Source organism: Sulfitobacter sp. PS-8MA, from assembly GCF_040933935.1.
Classification (GTDB): domain Bacteria; phylum Pseudomonadota; class Alphaproteobacteria; order Rhodobacterales; family Rhodobacteraceae; genus Sulfitobacter.
The window spans coordinates 442,716-458,595 of the sequence record NZ_JBFQYJ010000006.1; the positions used below are offsets into that span (position 1 = coordinate 442,716).

Annotated in this window: 12 protein-coding genes; 6 read left to right on the forward strand and 6 right to left on the reverse strand. The window is 64.6% G+C overall.

What is annotated here, in order from left to right; genetic code table 11:
• Positions 1–22 precede the first annotated feature (22 nt).
• The 5 genes from AB4M76_RS06105 to AB4M76_RS06125 form a co-directional block, all read right to left on the reverse strand.
• Positions 23–2,116 carry a TonB-dependent siderophore receptor gene (locus AB4M76_RS06105; RefSeq protein ID WP_368440915.1) on the reverse strand — a complete coding sequence of 698 codons (2,094 nt, stop codon included), beginning with the start codon at positions 2,114–2,116 and terminating at the stop codon, positions 23–25.
• A 98-nt stretch (positions 2,117–2,214) separates the two neighbouring features.
• Positions 2,215–3,039: an ABC transporter ATP-binding protein gene (locus tag AB4M76_RS06110; RefSeq protein ID WP_368440916.1), complete on the reverse strand. Its 825-nt coding sequence runs from the start codon at positions 3,037–3,039 to the stop codon at positions 2,215–2,217.
• Positions 3,036–4,061 (reverse strand): FecCD family ABC transporter permease, encoded by a 1,026-nt coding sequence (locus AB4M76_RS06115; RefSeq protein ID WP_368440917.1) that lies wholly within the window; start codon positions 4,059–4,061, stop codon positions 3,036–3,038. Before AB4M76_RS06115 ends, AB4M76_RS06110 begins: the two co-directional genes overlap by 4 nt.
• Complete coding sequence (locus tag AB4M76_RS06120) at positions 4,058–5,059, reverse strand: FecCD family ABC transporter permease (protein WP_368440918.1); 1,002 nt, start codon at positions 5,057–5,059, stop codon at positions 4,058–4,060. The genes AB4M76_RS06115 and AB4M76_RS06120 overlap by 4 nt, the downstream gene beginning before the upstream one ends.
• Positions 5,059–6,000: an iron-siderophore ABC transporter substrate-binding protein gene (locus AB4M76_RS06125; protein ID WP_368442384.1), complete on the reverse strand. Its 942-nt coding sequence runs from the start codon at positions 5,998–6,000 to the stop codon at positions 5,059–5,061. The genes AB4M76_RS06120 and AB4M76_RS06125 overlap by 1 nt, the downstream gene beginning before the upstream one ends.
• A 336-nt stretch (positions 6,001–6,336) precedes the next feature.
• On the opposite strand from AB4M76_RS06125, the gene AB4M76_RS06130 reads away from it, so the two are divergent.
• The 4 genes from AB4M76_RS06130 (at position 6,337) to AB4M76_RS06145 (ending at position 11,331) form a co-directional block, all read left to right on the forward strand.
• Positions 6,337–7,599, forward strand: coding sequence for an imelysin family protein (locus AB4M76_RS06130; RefSeq protein WP_368440919.1), 1,263 nt, complete (start codon positions 6,337–6,339; stop codon positions 7,597–7,599).
• 77 nt (positions 7,600–7,676) lie between these two features.
• A complete protein-coding gene (locus tag AB4M76_RS06135) occupies positions 7,677–9,269 on the forward strand; it encodes a di-heme oxidoredictase family protein (protein ID WP_368440920.1) in 1,593 nt (530 codons plus the stop codon).
• Positions 9,269–10,258: an imelysin family protein gene (locus AB4M76_RS06140; protein ID WP_368440921.1), complete on the forward strand. Its 990-nt coding sequence runs from the start codon at positions 9,269–9,271 to the stop codon at positions 10,256–10,258. The genes AB4M76_RS06135 and AB4M76_RS06140 overlap by 1 nt, the downstream gene beginning before the upstream one ends.
• Complete coding sequence (locus AB4M76_RS06145) at positions 10,258–11,331, forward strand: DUF1513 domain-containing protein (protein ID WP_368440922.1); 1,074 nt, start codon at positions 10,258–10,260, stop codon at positions 11,329–11,331. The genes AB4M76_RS06140 and AB4M76_RS06145 overlap by 1 nt, the downstream gene beginning before the upstream one ends.
• Positions 11,332–11,349: 18 nt before the next feature.
• Here AB4M76_RS06145 and AB4M76_RS06150 read toward each other — a convergent pair whose 3' ends face one another.
• Positions 11,350–12,219, reverse strand: a complete 870-nt coding sequence (locus tag AB4M76_RS06150) for a lytic transglycosylase domain-containing protein (RefSeq protein WP_368440923.1) — start codon at positions 12,217–12,219, stop codon at positions 11,350–11,352.
• 267 nt (positions 12,220–12,486) lie between these two features.
• On the opposite strand from AB4M76_RS06150, the gene AB4M76_RS06155 reads away from it, so the two are divergent.
• Entirely contained in the window at positions 12,487–14,316 is a 1,830-nt protein-coding gene (locus tag AB4M76_RS06155; RefSeq protein ID WP_368440924.1) for a dipeptide ABC transporter ATP-binding protein, read from the forward strand.
• Positions 14,317–14,349: 33 nt separating this feature from the next.
• Positions 14,350–15,873: an ABC transporter substrate-binding protein gene (locus AB4M76_RS06160; protein ID WP_368440925.1), complete on the forward strand. Its 1,524-nt coding sequence runs from the start codon at positions 14,350–14,352 to the stop codon at positions 15,871–15,873.
• The last annotated feature ends 7 nt before the right edge of the window (positions 15,874–15,880 follow it).

A 15,880-nucleotide genomic window follows, 5' to 3' on the forward strand; every position in this document is an offset into this window, starting at 1 on the left:
GAGGGACGCGCCGCGCTGAGGCTCACCAGCTGTGCGAGAGCTTTACCGTGACTTCCCGGCCGGGGCTGTAGAAGTCCGCATAAGCGCCGCCATAGGCGGTGTGCTTTTCGTCAAAGAGGTTGGTGACCCTGGCCGACAGCGCGGTCTGCTCGGTCAGATCGTAGTTCACCGCCGCATCCACCACGACGAAACTGCCGGTCTCGCCCGTGGCGTTGCTGTCGCTGTAGTAATAGCCGCCGTTGAACCGCGCCCCAAGGCCAACGGTCAGATCGCCGCGGCCCAGGTTCTCCCAGGTCCGGCTGGCCCAGATCGAGGCGATATGCTCGGGCACCAGACCGGGGCGGTTGCCGACATTGCCAGAGGTGCCATTCTCTTTGATCTCGGCATCAAGGTAGCTATAGGCGCCGGTAAAGGTATAGGCGCCGATCTCGGCCTTGGCCTCCAGATCGATCCCGCGCACGCCGATCTCGCCGATGGTTTCGGGCTGGTTGGTCGCGGGGTTGGTGCGGGTGATGTTGAACTTCGACAGGTCATAGACAGAGGCGGTCAGCAGCGCATTGCGGCCCATCGGTTGCCATTTGCCGCCCAGTTCAAACTGTTCGCCCTCTTCCGGCTCCACGCCGATCCCCGCGGGCACGGCAGATTGCGCGTAATTGCCAAAGACGGCGATATTCGGGGTGATCTTATAGGTCAGCCCAAACCGGCCCGTGGTCTCGCTGATCTCACCGGACTGAACCGTGCCTGCAAGGTTGTTGGTCTCGGTCACGTCAATCCAGTCATGTCGCAGCCCGAAGGAGGCGATGAGACGTTCGTTCCAATTGAACTCCTGCTGGAGATAGAGCGCCTTGCCCTCGGTCTCGGTGTCGAGATCGGCAAACATCGGCACGCTGGTCGGGCGGCCTGTGGGCCTCGGGTTGTCAATGTCCACCGAGGGGGCTGCGCCATAGAAACGCTGGTCGGATTCGTCGGACCAGGAAAACTCCACCCCCGCCGTCGTGGTGCTGGCCGCGCCGCCGACGAAACCCTCATAGGTCAGATGCAGGTCCGAGATGAAGCTCTCGCTGCTGCCGTCGCTGGCGAAATAGGCGCGGTCGACGGTGCTGTCGGGAGTGTAATCGCTGACATAGGCATAGCCAAAATCATCGGCGCTGTCGCTGTAGCGCAATGTGCCTTCAAAGCTCAGACCATTGCCGAAGTCATGGGCGCCGAGCACGCTCACCGTGGTCCGCTCGGTGCCGCGGTAGTTGTAATCCGGCTCGCCAAAGAACAGATCATCGCGGGCATAATCGCCGCCCGAGGGGAAGCCGCCGCTGCCGGGCACGGAATCGCGCTTCAGGTGATCAAGGATGACGGTCAGCTCCGAGGCGTCAGTGGGCCGCCATGTCAGCCCGCCCATGGCAAAGACCTCGTCATCCTCCGCCGTGGGGTATTCCAGCTCGCCATCGCGCAAAAGGCCGGTGAAACGGTAGCTTAGCGTGCCTTCTTCATCCAATGTGTCGCCCATATCGACGCCGGTTTCCAAGCTGCCGTGGGAATCGACCGACGTATAGACCGAGCCAAACCGTTCGGCCCGCGGGCGTTTGGTGACATAGTTGACCGAGCCGCCGGGGTCCGAGAGGCCAAAGGCAGAGGAGGCGGCGCCTTTGATGACTTCGACACGTTCAAAGGCAAAGGGCTCTTCGCGCAGCGCCCCGAAGTTCGGCCCGAGGGTCAGACCATCGCGGTAGGTATAGGCCTCAAAGCCGCGCAGGATGAAATAGTCGAAACGGTCATCGGCGCCGTAGCTGTCGGTGGTCGCCCCGGCGGTGTAGTTCAGCACCTGCTCGACGCTATCCGCCCCCCGCGCTTCGATCTCGCGGCTGGTGATGACCGAGACGCTGGCCGGGATGTCGAGGATCTCCCCCGACAATTTGCCGCCGCTGCTCAGCTCGCTTGCGACAACGGTCTGCGCATCCGCCGCGCCGGAGGTCCGCGCGCTGGCTTCAAGGATCACATCGTCCAATTGATAGGCCTCTTGCGCCGAAAGCGCGCCCGGCACCAAGGCGGTGCAGCACATAAGCGCGGCCTTGAGCGGCGCGCGCCGATAGGGGCGGGGGGATGGCAGGGAAGCGGGCATGATGGTCTCCGTAATAACCTAGTGAATCAGTCGGGAATCCCTTACCGGGGCTTTTCGGGCAGTGCCAGCGATAATCCGACTAAATTACTAAGTTATTTTCATGCCGCCGCATCTTTTTGCTTTTGCACGGTTTTATGGCGGCCAATCGGCACCATGGCGGGCGTGTGAGAGACCGGGTCCGTCACGATGCGGCAGGTGAGGCCAAAGACCTTTTGCACCAGATCCTCGGTCAGCACCTGCTGCGGCGGCCCCTCGGCGCGGATGCCGCCATGGCCTACCGCGATCAGATGATCGGCATAGCGGGCGGCGAGGTTGAGGTCGTGCAACACCATCACGACCGTCGTGCCCTGCGCCCGGTTCAGGTCCACCAGCAGATCGAGCACTTCGATCTGATGCGCCACGTCAAGAAAGGTCGTTGGTTCGTCCAGCAGCAAAAGATCGGTCTCCTGCGCGAGCGCCATCGCGATCCAGACCCGCTGGCGCTGCCCGCCCGACAGCGTGTCGAGGTCTCGGTCGGCCAATGCTTCCGTTCCGGTGGCTTCCAAGGCACGCGCCACGGCGCGGTCATCCGCCGCCGACCAGCGCGAAAACAGCCCCTGATGCGGATGCCGCCCACGCCCGACAAGATCGGCCACGGTGATGCCTTCGGGGACGATGGGCGACTGGGGCAAGAGCCCCATGACCTGCGCCAGCTTGCGCGATTGCATCCGGTGCACCGCGTTCCCATCAAGCAACACCGCCCCGGCCTTGGGCTGCAAGATCCGCGCCAGCGTGCGCAGCAGCGTTGACTTGCCTGAGGCATTGCCGCCCACAATCGCGGTGATCTGCCCCGGCGGAATGGCGAGGGTGACCCCCTTCAGGATCACATGGGTCTCATAACCCGCAGTCAGATCGCGTGTCTCAAGTCGATGATCCAAGGTCATAGGTTGCCCCCATTTTTGTTCGCGCGGATGATCAGATACAAAAGAAACGGCGCGCCCACCGCGCCGGTGACGACGCCCACGGGCAGGCGCGCGGGCAGCAGGAACTGGCCCAGGAAATCACCCGCGAGGACCAGCAGCGCGCCGACCAGCCCGGCACCCATGAGCAAGCCTTTCGCGCCGGGCAGGAGCCGCGCCGCGATGGGGCCGGACAGAAAGGCGACAAAGGCAATCGGCCCGGTGGCCGCCGTTGCAATCGCCACCAGCCCGACCGCCGCCACTGTCACCCGCAGCCTTGTGACACCGGCCCGCACGCCAAGCGCTTCGGCGGTGTCATCGCCAAGGCGCAGCACCTCCAGATCCCGCGCGGTAAAGGCGAGCAACCCGCCGAAGAGCAGCAGTGATCCCGCAACGGGCAACGCCTGGGTCAGCTGCGCACCATTCAGGCTTCCGGTGAGCCAGCGCAGCGCCTCGGTTCGGTCCCAGGCCGGCGCTTCCAGCAGCAGATAGGCGGTGACACTGTCGAGCATGGCCGAGATGCCGATCCCGATCAGGATCAACCGGGCGCCCGCCGCGCCTCCACGCGCAGAAAGCCCCCAGATCAGCACCGCGACACCCAGACCCGCCGTGACCGCGACCAGCGACACCAGCCAGCCATCGAGCGACAGGATGACAATGGCAAAGACCGCCGCCGCCCCGGCGCTGGCGCTGATGCCGATGATGTCCGGGCTGGCCAGCGGGTTGCGCAGCATGGTCTGAAAGGCGACCCCGCCAAGGCCAAAGCTGAGCCCCGCGACCAAGCCCAGAACGGCGCGCGGCAGACGCAGATCACCGACGACGAAAGCACCCTCCGCGCCCTCCGCACCGGTCAGGGCCAGCACCACCTGCGCCGGCGTTAGGCAGCCGCGCCCGCAGCTGAGGGTCAGTAGGAACAGCCCCAGGATCACGGTGGCGAGCAACGCCAGCACCATCCAGACCCTCGGCCTGCGGCGGGTGCGAGAAGCGGTAAGGGCGCGCGCGGTCATAGCCCGCGCATCCGGTGGCTGCGGGCGGTCCAGATGAAAAAGGGCGCGCCGACAAAAGCGGTAATGATGCCGACGTCCAATTCATTGGGGCGCGCGATGATCCGGCCCAGGACATCTGACAGGCCCAGCATCGACGCCCCCGCCAGAGCCGAAAGCGGCAGGACCAGCCGGTAGTCCACCCCCGCGATCATGCGGCACAGATGCGGCACCACCAGCCCGACAAAGCCAATCGGCCCGCAAAGCGCCGTGGCCGTGCCACAAAGGATCACCGCCCCTGCCGCCGCGATGAGCCGCCCCAGAGCCACGCTTTGCCCCAGCCCGGTGGCCAGCTCTTCGCCCAAAGCCAGGGCATTGAGAACGCGGGCGGAAGCGAGGCAGAGGAGCAGGCCCAAAGCGGCAAAGGGCAGGGCGGGCAGCAGCGTGTCAAACCGCGCCCCGCCGACCCCGCCGATCTGCCAGGATTGCACACTGCCCGCGATGTCGTTGCGCGGCAGGACCACCGCGATGATAAAGGCTGAAATGGCCACCGAGGTGGCCGTGCCTGCCAGTGTCAGTTTCAGCGGTGTCGCACCGCCCTGTCCGGCCGCGCCAATCAGATAGACAATGACCGCCGTCAGCCCCGCCCCGATGATGCCGAGCCAAAGAAAGCTCTGCGCCGCGCTGACGTTGAACCAAGCGATGCCGATGACCACGAACAATGCGGCCCCGGCGTTGACGCCCAATATCCCCGGATCGGCCAATGGGTTGCGGCTGATCCCCTGCATCACCGCCCCGGCCAGACCCAAAGCACCCCCGGCCAAAAGCGCCAGCCCGGTGCGCGGCAGGCGCACCGCCACGGCAGCGGCGCCAATCGTGTCGATCCGCCCGGTCATCCCGGCCCAGACTTCGGCCCAAGGCACCGACCGCGCACCCAGGGTGAGCGAGAGGACCGCCGTCAGCATAAGCAGCGCCAGCAGGGCGGCAAACCCATAGGCACGGGGCGGGCGCAGCGCCTGCATCACTCCGCCCGCGCGGCTGCGGCAGAAAGCCGGGTCAGGTAGTCATCCAGCACATAGTCAATCGAGAGCGGCGTCGGATTGGCGGCGGTGCCCATCGGGTCATTTTGCAGCAGCACCACCGATCCACGGCTGACCGCCGGGAAACGCGCGATAAGCGGGTTCTGGGTCAACCCATCAAGCCGCGCCTGATCGCCATAGGTCACGATCACATCGACATCCTCGAAAAGATCAATCCGCTCGGCGCTGACCCGGCCTGAGTATTTGCCCGCCTCGCTGGCGGTCTGCACCGCTTTTGGCGTGGCCATGCCAAGATCGGTGAGGAATTGCACCCGTTGATCCGCCGCGGCGTAGAAGCCGATGGTGCTCAGGTCGCGCGGATCGAGATGGGTCACGAACATGCCGGTTTTCCCTTCCAGTTCCGGGTGTTGCGCGCGGGCGGTGACGATGCGGCTCTCGATCTCGGCGACCATCTCTTCGCCTGCCTCGGCGCGGCCCAGACCGGCGGCATTCTGGCGGATCATCTGGCGCCATGTCGTCGTCCAAGCCGCCTCGGGGTAGGCGATGACCGGGGCGATGCGGCTCAACGTGTCATAGTCCGCCCGCGACAGGCCGGAATAGGCAGCGAGGATCACATCTGGCCGGGTGCTGGCCACGGCTTCGAAATCGATGCCGTCGCCTTCGTCAAAAAGGACAGGTGTCTCGGCGTCCAAGACCTCCAGCCACTCGGTCACCCAGGGCAAAAGCCCGTCCCCGTCGTCATCCCCCCAAGAGGCGCGGGCAAAACCCACGGGCACAATCCCCAGAGCCAGCGGCACTTCGTGGTTGGCCCAGCCGACCGAGGCAATGCGCTGCGGCGCCTCTGTCACTGTCGTGATGCCAAAGGCATGGGGCACCGTGACGGGGAAGTCCTGCGCCCAGACCGCCGGGGCGAAGAGAGCCATAGAGAGAATGAGAAGGGATCTGGACACTGGCGCATTCCTTACCTTAGTGTTTTAGTCAGTTAAGCGGGGTAGGGCGCATATCGGGCAGATACAAGTGTTTTTTTCCCGGGTTGGTCGCGCCAAAGGCGACCCATTTCGTCACGCAGTAGGGGACTTCGAAGCGGGTCGCCGGGATCAAATGCCTTTTGTATCAATGATGTGCCGCCCAATGTCCCGGCGCGCTCACGCCGCTCACACGGCCCCTTGCTATTCCCGACTAAATCAGTCACCTATGCCCAAATTAGCGCACCCGACGTGTCCGGTGCGGTTGAACAAATCAAAACAAAGGACCCCCCGATGCGCTTTAGAACCACCACCGCCATCGCGCTCATCTCCCTCGCAGCCGCCCCCGCATTCGCGCAAAGCAAGACCGAAGTGCTTGGCACCTATGCCGATATCGCACAGGCGGGCTATGCGGATAGTCTTGTCACGGCACAGGCGTTGCAAAAGGCGGTTGAGGCGCTGATCGCGGCCCCCTCTGCCGAAGCGCTTCAGACTGCGCGGGCGGCATGGCTGGCAGCGCGGGTGCCCTACCAGCAGACCGAGGTGTTCCGCTTCGGCAATGCCATCGTTGACGATTGGGAAGGCAAGGTAAACGCCTGGCCATTGGACGAGGGGCTGATCGATTACGTTGACGCCTCCTATGGCGGGGTGTCCGACGAAAACGAATTGGCCGCGCTCAATGTGGTGGCCAACCCCAGCTTCACGCTGGGCGGCGAAGCGGTCGATGCGGCAGAGATCACGCCGGCCCTGCTCGAAGGTCAGTTGCATGAGGCCGGCGCCATCGAATCCAATGTCGCCACCGGTTACCACGCCATCGAATTCCTGCTCTGGGGGCAGGATCTGAACGGCACCGATTTCGGCGCGGGCAACCGGCCCTGGACCGATTACGCCAGCGGCGATGACTGCACCAACGGCAATTGCGACCGGCGCGGCGCCTATCTGAAGGCCGCGACCGCGCTTTTGGTCAGCGATCTGGACTGGATGGCGGATCAATGGGTCGAAGGCGGCGCGGCGCGGCAAGCGCTGCTCGAAGATGAAACCGCCGGGATCAACGCGATCCTTACCGGCATGGGCTCACTGTCCTATGGCGAACAGGCCGGCGAGCGCATGAAACTGGGGGTCATGTTGAACGATCCCGAAGAAGAGCATGACTGTTTTTCCGACAACACCCACAACAGCCACTATTATGACGGGCTGGGCGTGCGGAATGTCTATCTGGGCGAATACCTGCGGGTGGATGGCTCGGTCGTCTCCGGCCCTGCGCTCTCGGACCTCGTGGCCGCAGCCGATGCCACGGTCGACGCGGATCTGCGCGACCGGCTGAACGCCACGATGGTCGAACTGGGCCAGATCAAAACCGCCGCCGAGGCCGGTTTCAGCTATGACATGATGCTGGCGCGCGGCAATGCGGAGGGCGAAGCGCTGATCATGGGAGCGGTCGACGCGCTGGTCGACCAGACCCGCGCGATAGAACGGGCCGTGACCGTGCTGGGCGGGAATGCGCTGGCGTTCGAAGGCTCGGACAGTCTTGATGATCCCAACGCCGTTTTCCAGTAAAGCCGTTTTGCCGGGGCCTGCGTGCCCCGGCCTGACCGGACGCCTGCGCCTCTGCATCCCAAAAGGCTGATCTGCCCATGTCGCGTTTCCGAAAACCGATCCGTTTGAGCGGCCCCTCTGCGGCGCTGGCCGCCGGGCTGGCGGCGGGCCTCACCGCGCTGCCGGGCTTTGCCCTTGAGCCGGGGGCGGAGGCGCTGGCCTTGCCCCATCTCAATGTGGTGCCGCGCAGCGCGGCGGAGCTTGCGCGCATCGCCGCGGTCACCGCCCCGCCCGCGCAATTCGACAAGCCCGAGCCCTTCGAGACCAACCCCGCAGGTGCCGCCACCGTGCGCGCGCGCGGCACCGCTGACGCTTTCTCACAGCCCTCGGCCAATATCCCCTTTGCACGTGAGTTGGACTTCAAGGTCGGCAACGGGCTGTTCCGCAAGCTCTGGGTCTCTTCGCCCTCATCGACCTTGGCCTCGGACGGTGTGGGGCCGCTTTATAACGCGCGGTCCTGTCAGCGCTGTCACCTGAAAGACGGGCGCGGCCATCCGCCGGAGGGGCCTCAGGATGACGCCACCTCGATGTTCCTGCGCATCTCTGTCCCCGCCGCCCCGGAAGCGGCGATGAGCGAGATCGAGGCGTTTCTCTTGTCCGTCGGCGATGAAACCCCGCGCACCCGGCCTGACCCGACCTATGGCGGGCAGTTGCAGGATGTGGCGGTGGCCGGGCTCAAGGCCGAATACCGTCTGGGGATCACCTATGAGGAGGTCGAAGTGGCGCTGTCCGAGGGCGAAACCGCCTCCCTGCGCCGCCCGACCTACAGGGCCGAGGATCTGGGCTATGGTCCGCTCGCCGAAGGTGCCATGCTCAGCCCCCGCATTGCGCCGCCGATGATCGGGCTGGGGCTGCTGGAGGCGATCCCGGCCGCGGATATCCTCGCGCTTGCCGATCCTGACGATGCCGATGGCGATGGGATTTCGGGCCGGGCGCAGGTGGTCTGGTCCTTTGAACATGAACGCCCGATGCTGGGCCGCTTTGGCTGGAAGGCAGGCGCGCCGACGATCCGGGAGCAATCGGCAAGCGCCTTTGCGGGGGATATCGGCATCTCCTCTCCGATCTTCACCGCCCCATGGGGCGATTGCACCCCAAAGCAAGAGAGCTGCCGCAACGCGCCGCATGGCGATGGCGATGCGCGCGGCGCCGAGATTGACGCCGAAGGGCTGGACCTTGTCACCTTCTACAGCCGCAACCTTGCCGTGCCCGCGCGGCGTGACGTGGCCGACCCCGAGGTGCTGCGCGGCAAGGCGCTGTTTCACCAAGCTGCCTGTTCCGCCTGTCACACGCCGAAATTCGTCACCCACCGTTTGCAGGACCAGCCCGAACAGAGCTTTCAACTGATCTGGCCGATGACCGATCTGCTGCTGCATGACATGGGCGAGGGTCTTGCCGACAACCGGCCCGAGGGGCGGGCCTCGGGGCGCGAGTGGCGCACGGCGCCGCTTTGGGGTATTGGAATGACCCAACAGGTCAATGGCCACACGCAGTTCCTGCACGACGGGCGGGCGCGGTCGCTTCTGGAAGCCGTGCTCTGGCATGGCGGCGAGGCGCAGGCGGCGCGCGATGCGGTTGTGGACATGCCAAAGGCCGACCGAGACGCCCTGATCCGCTATCTGGAGAGCCTGTAATGCGCCTGCTGCTGACCGCCACCTTCTGCCTTCTGTCCGCCCCCGCCCTGGCCGGGGTGGAGGAGGTGATCGACACCCATGCGCTGCCCGGCGTGGCGCGTTTTGCCGAAGCGACCGCGGCGCTTGATGCTGCCGCCGCCAAGGAGTGCACTGCGGAGGCCCTGCGCCCGGCCTATCATGAGACTTTCGACGCATGGCTCGGCATCGCGCATCTGGCGCTTGGCCCGCTGGAGGAGGAGGGCCGCGGCCTGACCATCGGTTTCTGGCCGGATTCGCGGGGATTGGTCGGGCGCACTGTCGCCAAGCTTGTCGCCGACGAAGACCCGGTGGCCGAGCGCGCCGACGACTTTGCCGAAGTCTCGGTCGCCGGGCGCGGGCTTTTCGCTCTGGAACGGCTGCTCTATGACGAAAGCTTCGCGGGCTATCGCCCAGACAGCTACAGTTGCACGCTGACCCGCGCCATTGCCCAAGACCTCGTCCGCATGGGGCAGGAGATCGACGGCGGCTGGCGCGACAGTTTTGCCGCCACGCTGCGCAGCGCCGGGGCCGAGGGCAACGCCCGTTTCCTCAGTGACCGCGAGGCGGCGCAGGCGCTTTACACGGCGCTGGCCACCGGGCTTTCTTTCGTCGCCGATCAGCGGCTGGGCCGCCCGATGGGGACATTCGATGCGCCAAAACCGCGGGTCGCCGAAGCGCGGCGGTCTGGCCGGTCCCTGCGCAATGTTGTCCTGTCTCTGGACGCGCTGCGCGATCTGGCCCGCAACCTTTCAGACCAGCCGATCCCCCGGACCGAAGCCGCCTTTGCCGCCGCGCTGGACAGGGCCGCGACGCTGCAAGACCCGATCTTTGCGGGGGTCGCGGACCCTGTGGGGCGTCTGCGGGTGGAGGCGTTGCAAGGGCTTGTGACCCAGATCAACAACGCCGTGGCAGAGGAAATCGCCCCCGCGCTCGGCGTCTCGGTCGGGTTCAATTCGGCGGATGGCGACTGATGCCGTCGCGCCGCCATTTTCTGGCCGGTCTCGCCGCGCTGAGCCTGCCCCGGCCAAGCTGGGCCGATGCGGGCAACCCGGCCTATCTTGCCGCCGCGCGGGAGCCGTCGGGCGCCTATGCGCTCTTTGGGCTGGACGCGGGCGGGCGTGATCTGTTTCGCATTCCCCTGCCGGACAGGGGCCATGCCGCCACCGCCCATCCCACCGCGCCCGAGGCCGTCGCCTTTGCCCGCCGCCCCGGTCGTTTTGCGCTGGTGATCGACTGTGTGAGCGGCAATCTCCTGCACCGTCTCGACGCGCCCGCGGGGCGGCATTTCTACGGCCATGGTGCCTTTCTCGCGGGGGGAGAGATCCTCGCCACCAGCGAGAATGACATCGACAGCGGCGCCGGGCGGATCGGGCTTTGGGCGCGCGGGCGTGGCTATGCGCGGATCGGTGAGATTGCATCGGGCGGGGTTGGCCCGCATGAGATCCGCGCCTGGTCTGAGGATGTTCTGGTGATCGCCAACGGCGGCATCCGCACCCATCCCGACAGCGGGCGTGACAAGCTCAACCTGCCGGTGATGCGGCCCAATCTGTCCTATGTCACGCGCGATGGTGCGGTGCTGGAACAGGTGGAACTGGCGCCTGAGTTGCGGCAAAATTCGATCCGCCATCTGGCGCTTGGCCCGGACGGGCAGGTCGCCTTTGCCATGCAGTGGCAGGGCGATCCCGGTGCCGCCGGGCCGCTTCTGGGCCTTCACCGGCGCGGCAGCGCAGCGGTGCTGGCCGAGGCCGATCTGGTCGAGCAGATGGCAATGGCGGGCTATGCGGGGAGCGTGGCCTATACGGCCGATGGCAGCGCCGTGGGCATTACCTCACCGCGCGGCGGGCGGCTGCATGTTTTCGGGACCGACGGGCAGTTCATGGCGGCGCAGCGCCGGGCCGACATCTGCGGCCTTGCCCCCGGCGCGGGCGGTTTCGTGGCCACCGACGGGCTGGGCGGGCTGCTGCGCGGCGGCGGGGCAGGGCTTGCGCCGCTGGGCAAGGCAGAGCGGGCCTGGGACAATCATCTGGTGGCGCTTGCCAATTGACCGCGCCCACCTCTGGCGTCATTTATTCGCGTAGACCGCGCAGGCGCAGCCTGCCGCCCGCACCGAGGCGCAGAACCTATTGGCAGCTTTGCGGCTGTTCCGCCCCACCCGTGCCATGATATAGCCCTTGCGCCCGGCGGCACGGTGTTTGACCTTGATGTAATCCGGCGTCTCGCCCGACAGGGGGGCCGTGCATTTGGCCAGACGCCGGGCAAAGGCCGCCTTTGCCTGCGCCGTGGATTTGCCAAAGGCGATCTGCGCGCCCCAGGGTTTCAGCGGCGGTTCCGGCAGTTTCAACGGCGTGAGACGCCGCGCCTTGCCCATGGCGTAGCAGGCGGGCAGAAAATTCTCTGATTTGGACAGGCGGAAATCGGGCTTCTCGGGGGGTGCATCGCGCCATGTTTCCGCGTCCAGCCCGGTGATGATCGGGACATAGGCGATGGTTTCAGCCGCCAGGCCGCCGCCGTTCAAAAACCCTTCGACCCGCCGCTCGCCGCCGTTGTAGCCGATTGCCGCCAAGCCTTCATTGCCATAGCGGCGCACCATTTCCGCCAGATACTGGGCGGAATGTTCCAGCGCGTCGGCGGGATTATAGGGATCAGCCAGACCGCGCAGCGCGGCGGTGGAGGGGATGAACTGGGCGATGCCCCGGGCATTGGCATGGCTGAGCGCATTGGGATCAAACCGGCTCTCCTGCCAGATCAGGCGGGCAAAGAAATCTTCATTCAGCCCATGGCGTTTGGAGAATACCGAGATGGCATTGCAGGTGTCATAGACAAAATGCGCGTCGCGGATGCAGTGGGATTGCCCCCATTTCGTGCTGGAGCAGTACCGGTCCGGCGGCTCGGCCCAGGCGGCCTGCGCGGCCGAAAGCATCAAGATGGTCAACCAAACTCTCATCCTTAGGTGGTGCGGTTTGCCGGCCTCTCTGTCAATCGTTCGTAGAACATGGCGATGCCCCAGAGCGGCGGGTGACAGGAAATCTTGCTTTATTGTTCAACAATTACGCTATTCCTGTAGAGCTAAATTGCGTCGATTGTATTGACATTCATCCCCCTGATCAGATTGATGGGCCAAACTTCTCGTCGGGGCAGGACCGCCATCATGCACCCCCTGTCGATCAAAAGACGTGACCACTGCATGACCGAGGGCCTCATGAAAGATGTATCTACCTCGCAAGTTCTGTCGGTTGAGGGGCTTTCTGTCTCTTTCGGCAAGAGCCGCGTGATCGACGGGCTGAGCTTTTCAGTGGGCAAGGGTCGCACCGTGGCCGTGGTGGGTGAAAGTGGGTCTGGCAAAAGCGTGACCTCCCTGTCGATCATGCGCTTGGCCGATCTGACGGGGGCCAGCTACGACGCCGGGCGCATTCTGCTGGAGGGGGAGGCTGGCGAGGTCAATCTGCTCGACCTGACCCAAGATGAGGCCCGGAAAATTCGCGGCAAGGACGTCGCGATGATCTTTCAAGAGCCGATGACCTCGCTCAACCCGGTCTATACGATTGGCGAGCAGATCGCCGAGATCCTGATGCTGCACAATGGGGTCTCGCGCGAAGCGGCGCTGGCGGAAGCGGCGAAGCTGCTGCGCCTCGTGCGGCTGCCTGATGCCGATGCGATGCTGAAACGCTACCCGCATCAACTCTCGGGCGGGATGCGCCAGCGGGTCATGATCGCGATTGCCGTGGCCTGCCGCCCCAAGCTCTTGATCGCGGATGAGCCGACCACGGCGCTCGACGTGACGATCCAGGCCCAGATCCTTGATATTCTGCGCGATCTTCAGACCGAGATGGGCATGTCGATCATCTTTATCACCCATGACATGGGCGTGGTTGCGGAAATCGCGGATGATGTCGTGGTGATGTGGAAGGGCGAGAAGGTCGAAGAGGGGCCGGTCAAACGCATTTTCGCGCAGCCCGAACACCCCTATACCCGCAGCCTCTTGTCGGCAGTGCCAAAGCTCGGATCGACCAAGGGGGAGGATTTTCCCTATAAGACCCCGCTGACGGTTCTGGTCGATGGCCAGCCAGAGTTGGTCGGCGAGACGCGGGTGCAGGACACCGCTCAGACAGAGGGCGCGCCGCTGCTTTCGGTGCGCGATATGTCGGTCGATTTTGATATCAAGAAGACATGGTACGGGCGCACGACCCACTACGTCCCCGCGGTGTCTCAGGCGACTTTGGACGTCTACCCCGGCGAGACGATCTCGCTGGTCGGCGAAAGCGGCTCGGGCAAATCCACCATCGCGCGCACGGTGATGCAGCTGGTCGAACCGACCAAGGGCAGGATCACCTTTGACGGGCGGGACATGGCGGCGATGAGCCTCTCGGAGCGGCAAAAACTGCGGCGCGATATCCAGTATATCTTTCAAGACCCTTTCGCCTCGCTCAACCCGCGCCAGACGGTGGGCTGGTCTGTGGCCGAACCGATCCGCACCCATGGGCTGATCGACAACGAGCGCGACATAAAGCGCCGCGTCGGCGAATTGCTGGAGCGGGTCGGCATGCCTGCGGATGTGGCCGAACGCTACCCGCATCAATTCTCTGGCGGGCAGCGGCAGCGGATCTGCATCGCCCGGGCCTTGGCCGGCAAGCCGCGTTTGATCATCGCGGATGAGGTGCTGTCGGCTTTGGATGTGTCGATACAGGCGCAGGTGATCAACCTGTTCATGGACCTGCAGAAAGAAGAGGGCATCGCCTTCTTGTTCGTGAGCCATGACATGGCAGTGGTGGAGAAGATCAGCCACCGGGTTGCCGTGCTTTACCTCGGCCAGATTGTCGAACTGGGCAGTCGCAGGCAGGTTTTCGAGAATACCGCGCATCCCTACACCCGGCGGCTGTTGTCCGCCGTGCCAAACCCCGACCCGACAGCCAAGCCGGAGCGCGAGCCGCTGAGCGGCGAGCTTCCCTCGGCCACCAGACGGGCAGGGGATCGCCCCGCGATGGCCGTTTACGACGAAATCGCCAAGGGCCATTTCGTCGCGCGGCACTGACGCGATTGATTTTATTGACGGAGGAAAGACCAGATGAAAAAGACCCTGACAGCAACAGCGATTGCGCTGGCGCTCACCGCGACCGGCTTTGCCGCGCCCGCGCTGGCCGACGGCAAAATCACCGTGTCCTCACCCCAAGACCCCGGCAGCTGGGACCCGATTGACACCTTCCTGATCAACTGGGCCTCGCTGGCGACCAATGTCTTTGAGGGTCTGACCTATCGCGGCCCGGATATGGAGCTTGTGCCGGCGCTTGCGACCTCATGGGAGACGCTCGACGAGGGCATGCGCATCCGCTTCAAGCTGCGCGAAGGCGTGAGCTTTCACAATGGCGAGCCTTTCAACGCGGATGCGGTGAAATTCACCTTTGAGCGTCTGCTGGGCGAAGAGGGGGCCAAAGGCCCGCAGCAGGCCAACTACACCTCGATCAAAGAGGTTGAAGTCATCGACCAGACCACGGTCGATTTCCACCTCACCCAGCCTGATCCGGTGCTGCTGACCAAATTGGCAGGCTATGGCGCGATGATCGTGCCGCCGCAGTATATCGCCGAAGTGGGCGATGCGACGTTCAACACCAAGCCGGTTGGCACCGGTCCTTTCAAGATGACCTCCTATTCCCCGAAAGTGGGCGCGTCCTTGGTCGCCAACGAAGACTATTGGGGCGGCGCACCGGCGCTTTCTGAAGTCGACTACCGCTTTATCGCAGAGCCCGCGACCGCATTGGCCGAGCTTCAGTCCGGCGGCGTTGACGTGGTGATCCCGCCTTCGGTTCCCGTGGGCATGATCCCGACCATCGAAGCGGATGAGAACCTCGAAATTATCTCGACCCCCGGCCCAACCGTCACCGCGCTGCGGTTCAACACCGGCAACGGGCTGACCGCCGATAAAAAGGTGCGCAAAGCGCTGATCATGGCGGTGGACCGCAACGCGATTGTCGACACCATTCTGGCCGGGCAGGCCTCGGTCATCGCCTCTTTCCAAGGCGCGCGGTCCTTTGGCTATGATGAGAGCATGGAGCCGCTGCCCTATGATCTGGAAAAGGCCAAGACATTGCTCAAGGAAGCCGGTGTCGAGCCGGGTGCCACTGTCGAGATCAACACCCGCGGCAATGACGCCACCTTTAACGAGGTTGCACAGGCCGTGGCCGCCTATCTGTCGATGGCGGGCGTGAACGCGACGATCAAACCCTATGAAACTAATGTTCTGCTGAACGACATCATTCCGCAGGGCAAAACCGGCGAGATGTTCCAGCAAAGCTGGGGCGGCTGGACCTTCGACTATGACAACACCGCCTATGCGATGTATCACAGCGGGCAAAAGTGGAACCCCTATGACAGCGATGCCGAACTGGACGCGATGCTGGAAAAGCAGCGCCCCATGACGGACCAGGCTGAGCGCGAAACGGTTCTGCAAGAGATCGCCGCCTATGCCGCCGATCGCGCGCTGGAAATGCCGCTTTACAACATGAACGCGATCTACGCGATCAACAAGCGCGTCCAAAACTTAGAACCGGCACCGGACAACCGTCTGCGTCTGGACAAAGTCTCGGTCGAGTAAAGCATAT

Bases quoted from the DNA above. Each gene is read 5' to 3' on its own strand.
- AB4M76_RS06105 (WP_368440915.1), bottom strand. From the start codon at position 2,116: ATGCCCGCTTCCCTGCCATCCCCCCGCCCCTATCGGCGCGCGCCGCTC.
- AB4M76_RS06130 (WP_368440919.1), top strand. From the start codon at position 6,337: ATGCGCTTTAGAACCACCACCGCCATCGCGCTCATCTCCCTCGCAGCC.
- AB4M76_RS06145 (WP_368440922.1), top strand. From the start codon at position 10,258: ATGCCGTCGCGCCGCCATTTTCTGGCCGGTCTCGCCGCGCTGAGCCTG.
- AB4M76_RS06125 (WP_368442384.1), bottom strand. From the start codon at position 6,000: ATGGCTCTCTTCGCCCCGGCGGTCTGGGCGCAGGACTTCCCCGTCACG.
- AB4M76_RS06155 (WP_368440924.1), top strand. From the start codon at position 12,487: ATGAAAGATGTATCTACCTCGCAAGTTCTGTCGGTTGAGGGGCTTTCT.
- AB4M76_RS06135 (WP_368440920.1), top strand. From the start codon at position 7,677: ATGTCGCGTTTCCGAAAACCGATCCGTTTGAGCGGCCCCTCTGCGGCG.
- AB4M76_RS06115 (WP_368440917.1), bottom strand. From the start codon at position 4,061: ATGACCGCGCGCGCCCTTACCGCTTCTCGCACCCGCCGCAGGCCGAGG.
- AB4M76_RS06140 (WP_368440921.1), top strand. From the start codon at position 9,269: ATGCGCCTGCTGCTGACCGCCACCTTCTGCCTTCTGTCCGCCCCCGCC.
- AB4M76_RS06110 (WP_368440916.1), bottom strand. From the start codon at position 3,039: ATGACCTTGGATCATCGACTTGAGACACGCGATCTGACTGCGGGTTAT.
- AB4M76_RS06120 (WP_368440918.1), bottom strand. From the start codon at position 5,059: ATGCAGGCGCTGCGCCCGCCCCGTGCCTATGGGTTTGCCGCCCTGCTG.
- AB4M76_RS06160 (WP_368440925.1), top strand. From the start codon at position 14,350: ATGAAAAAGACCCTGACAGCAACAGCGATTGCGCTGGCGCTCACCGCG.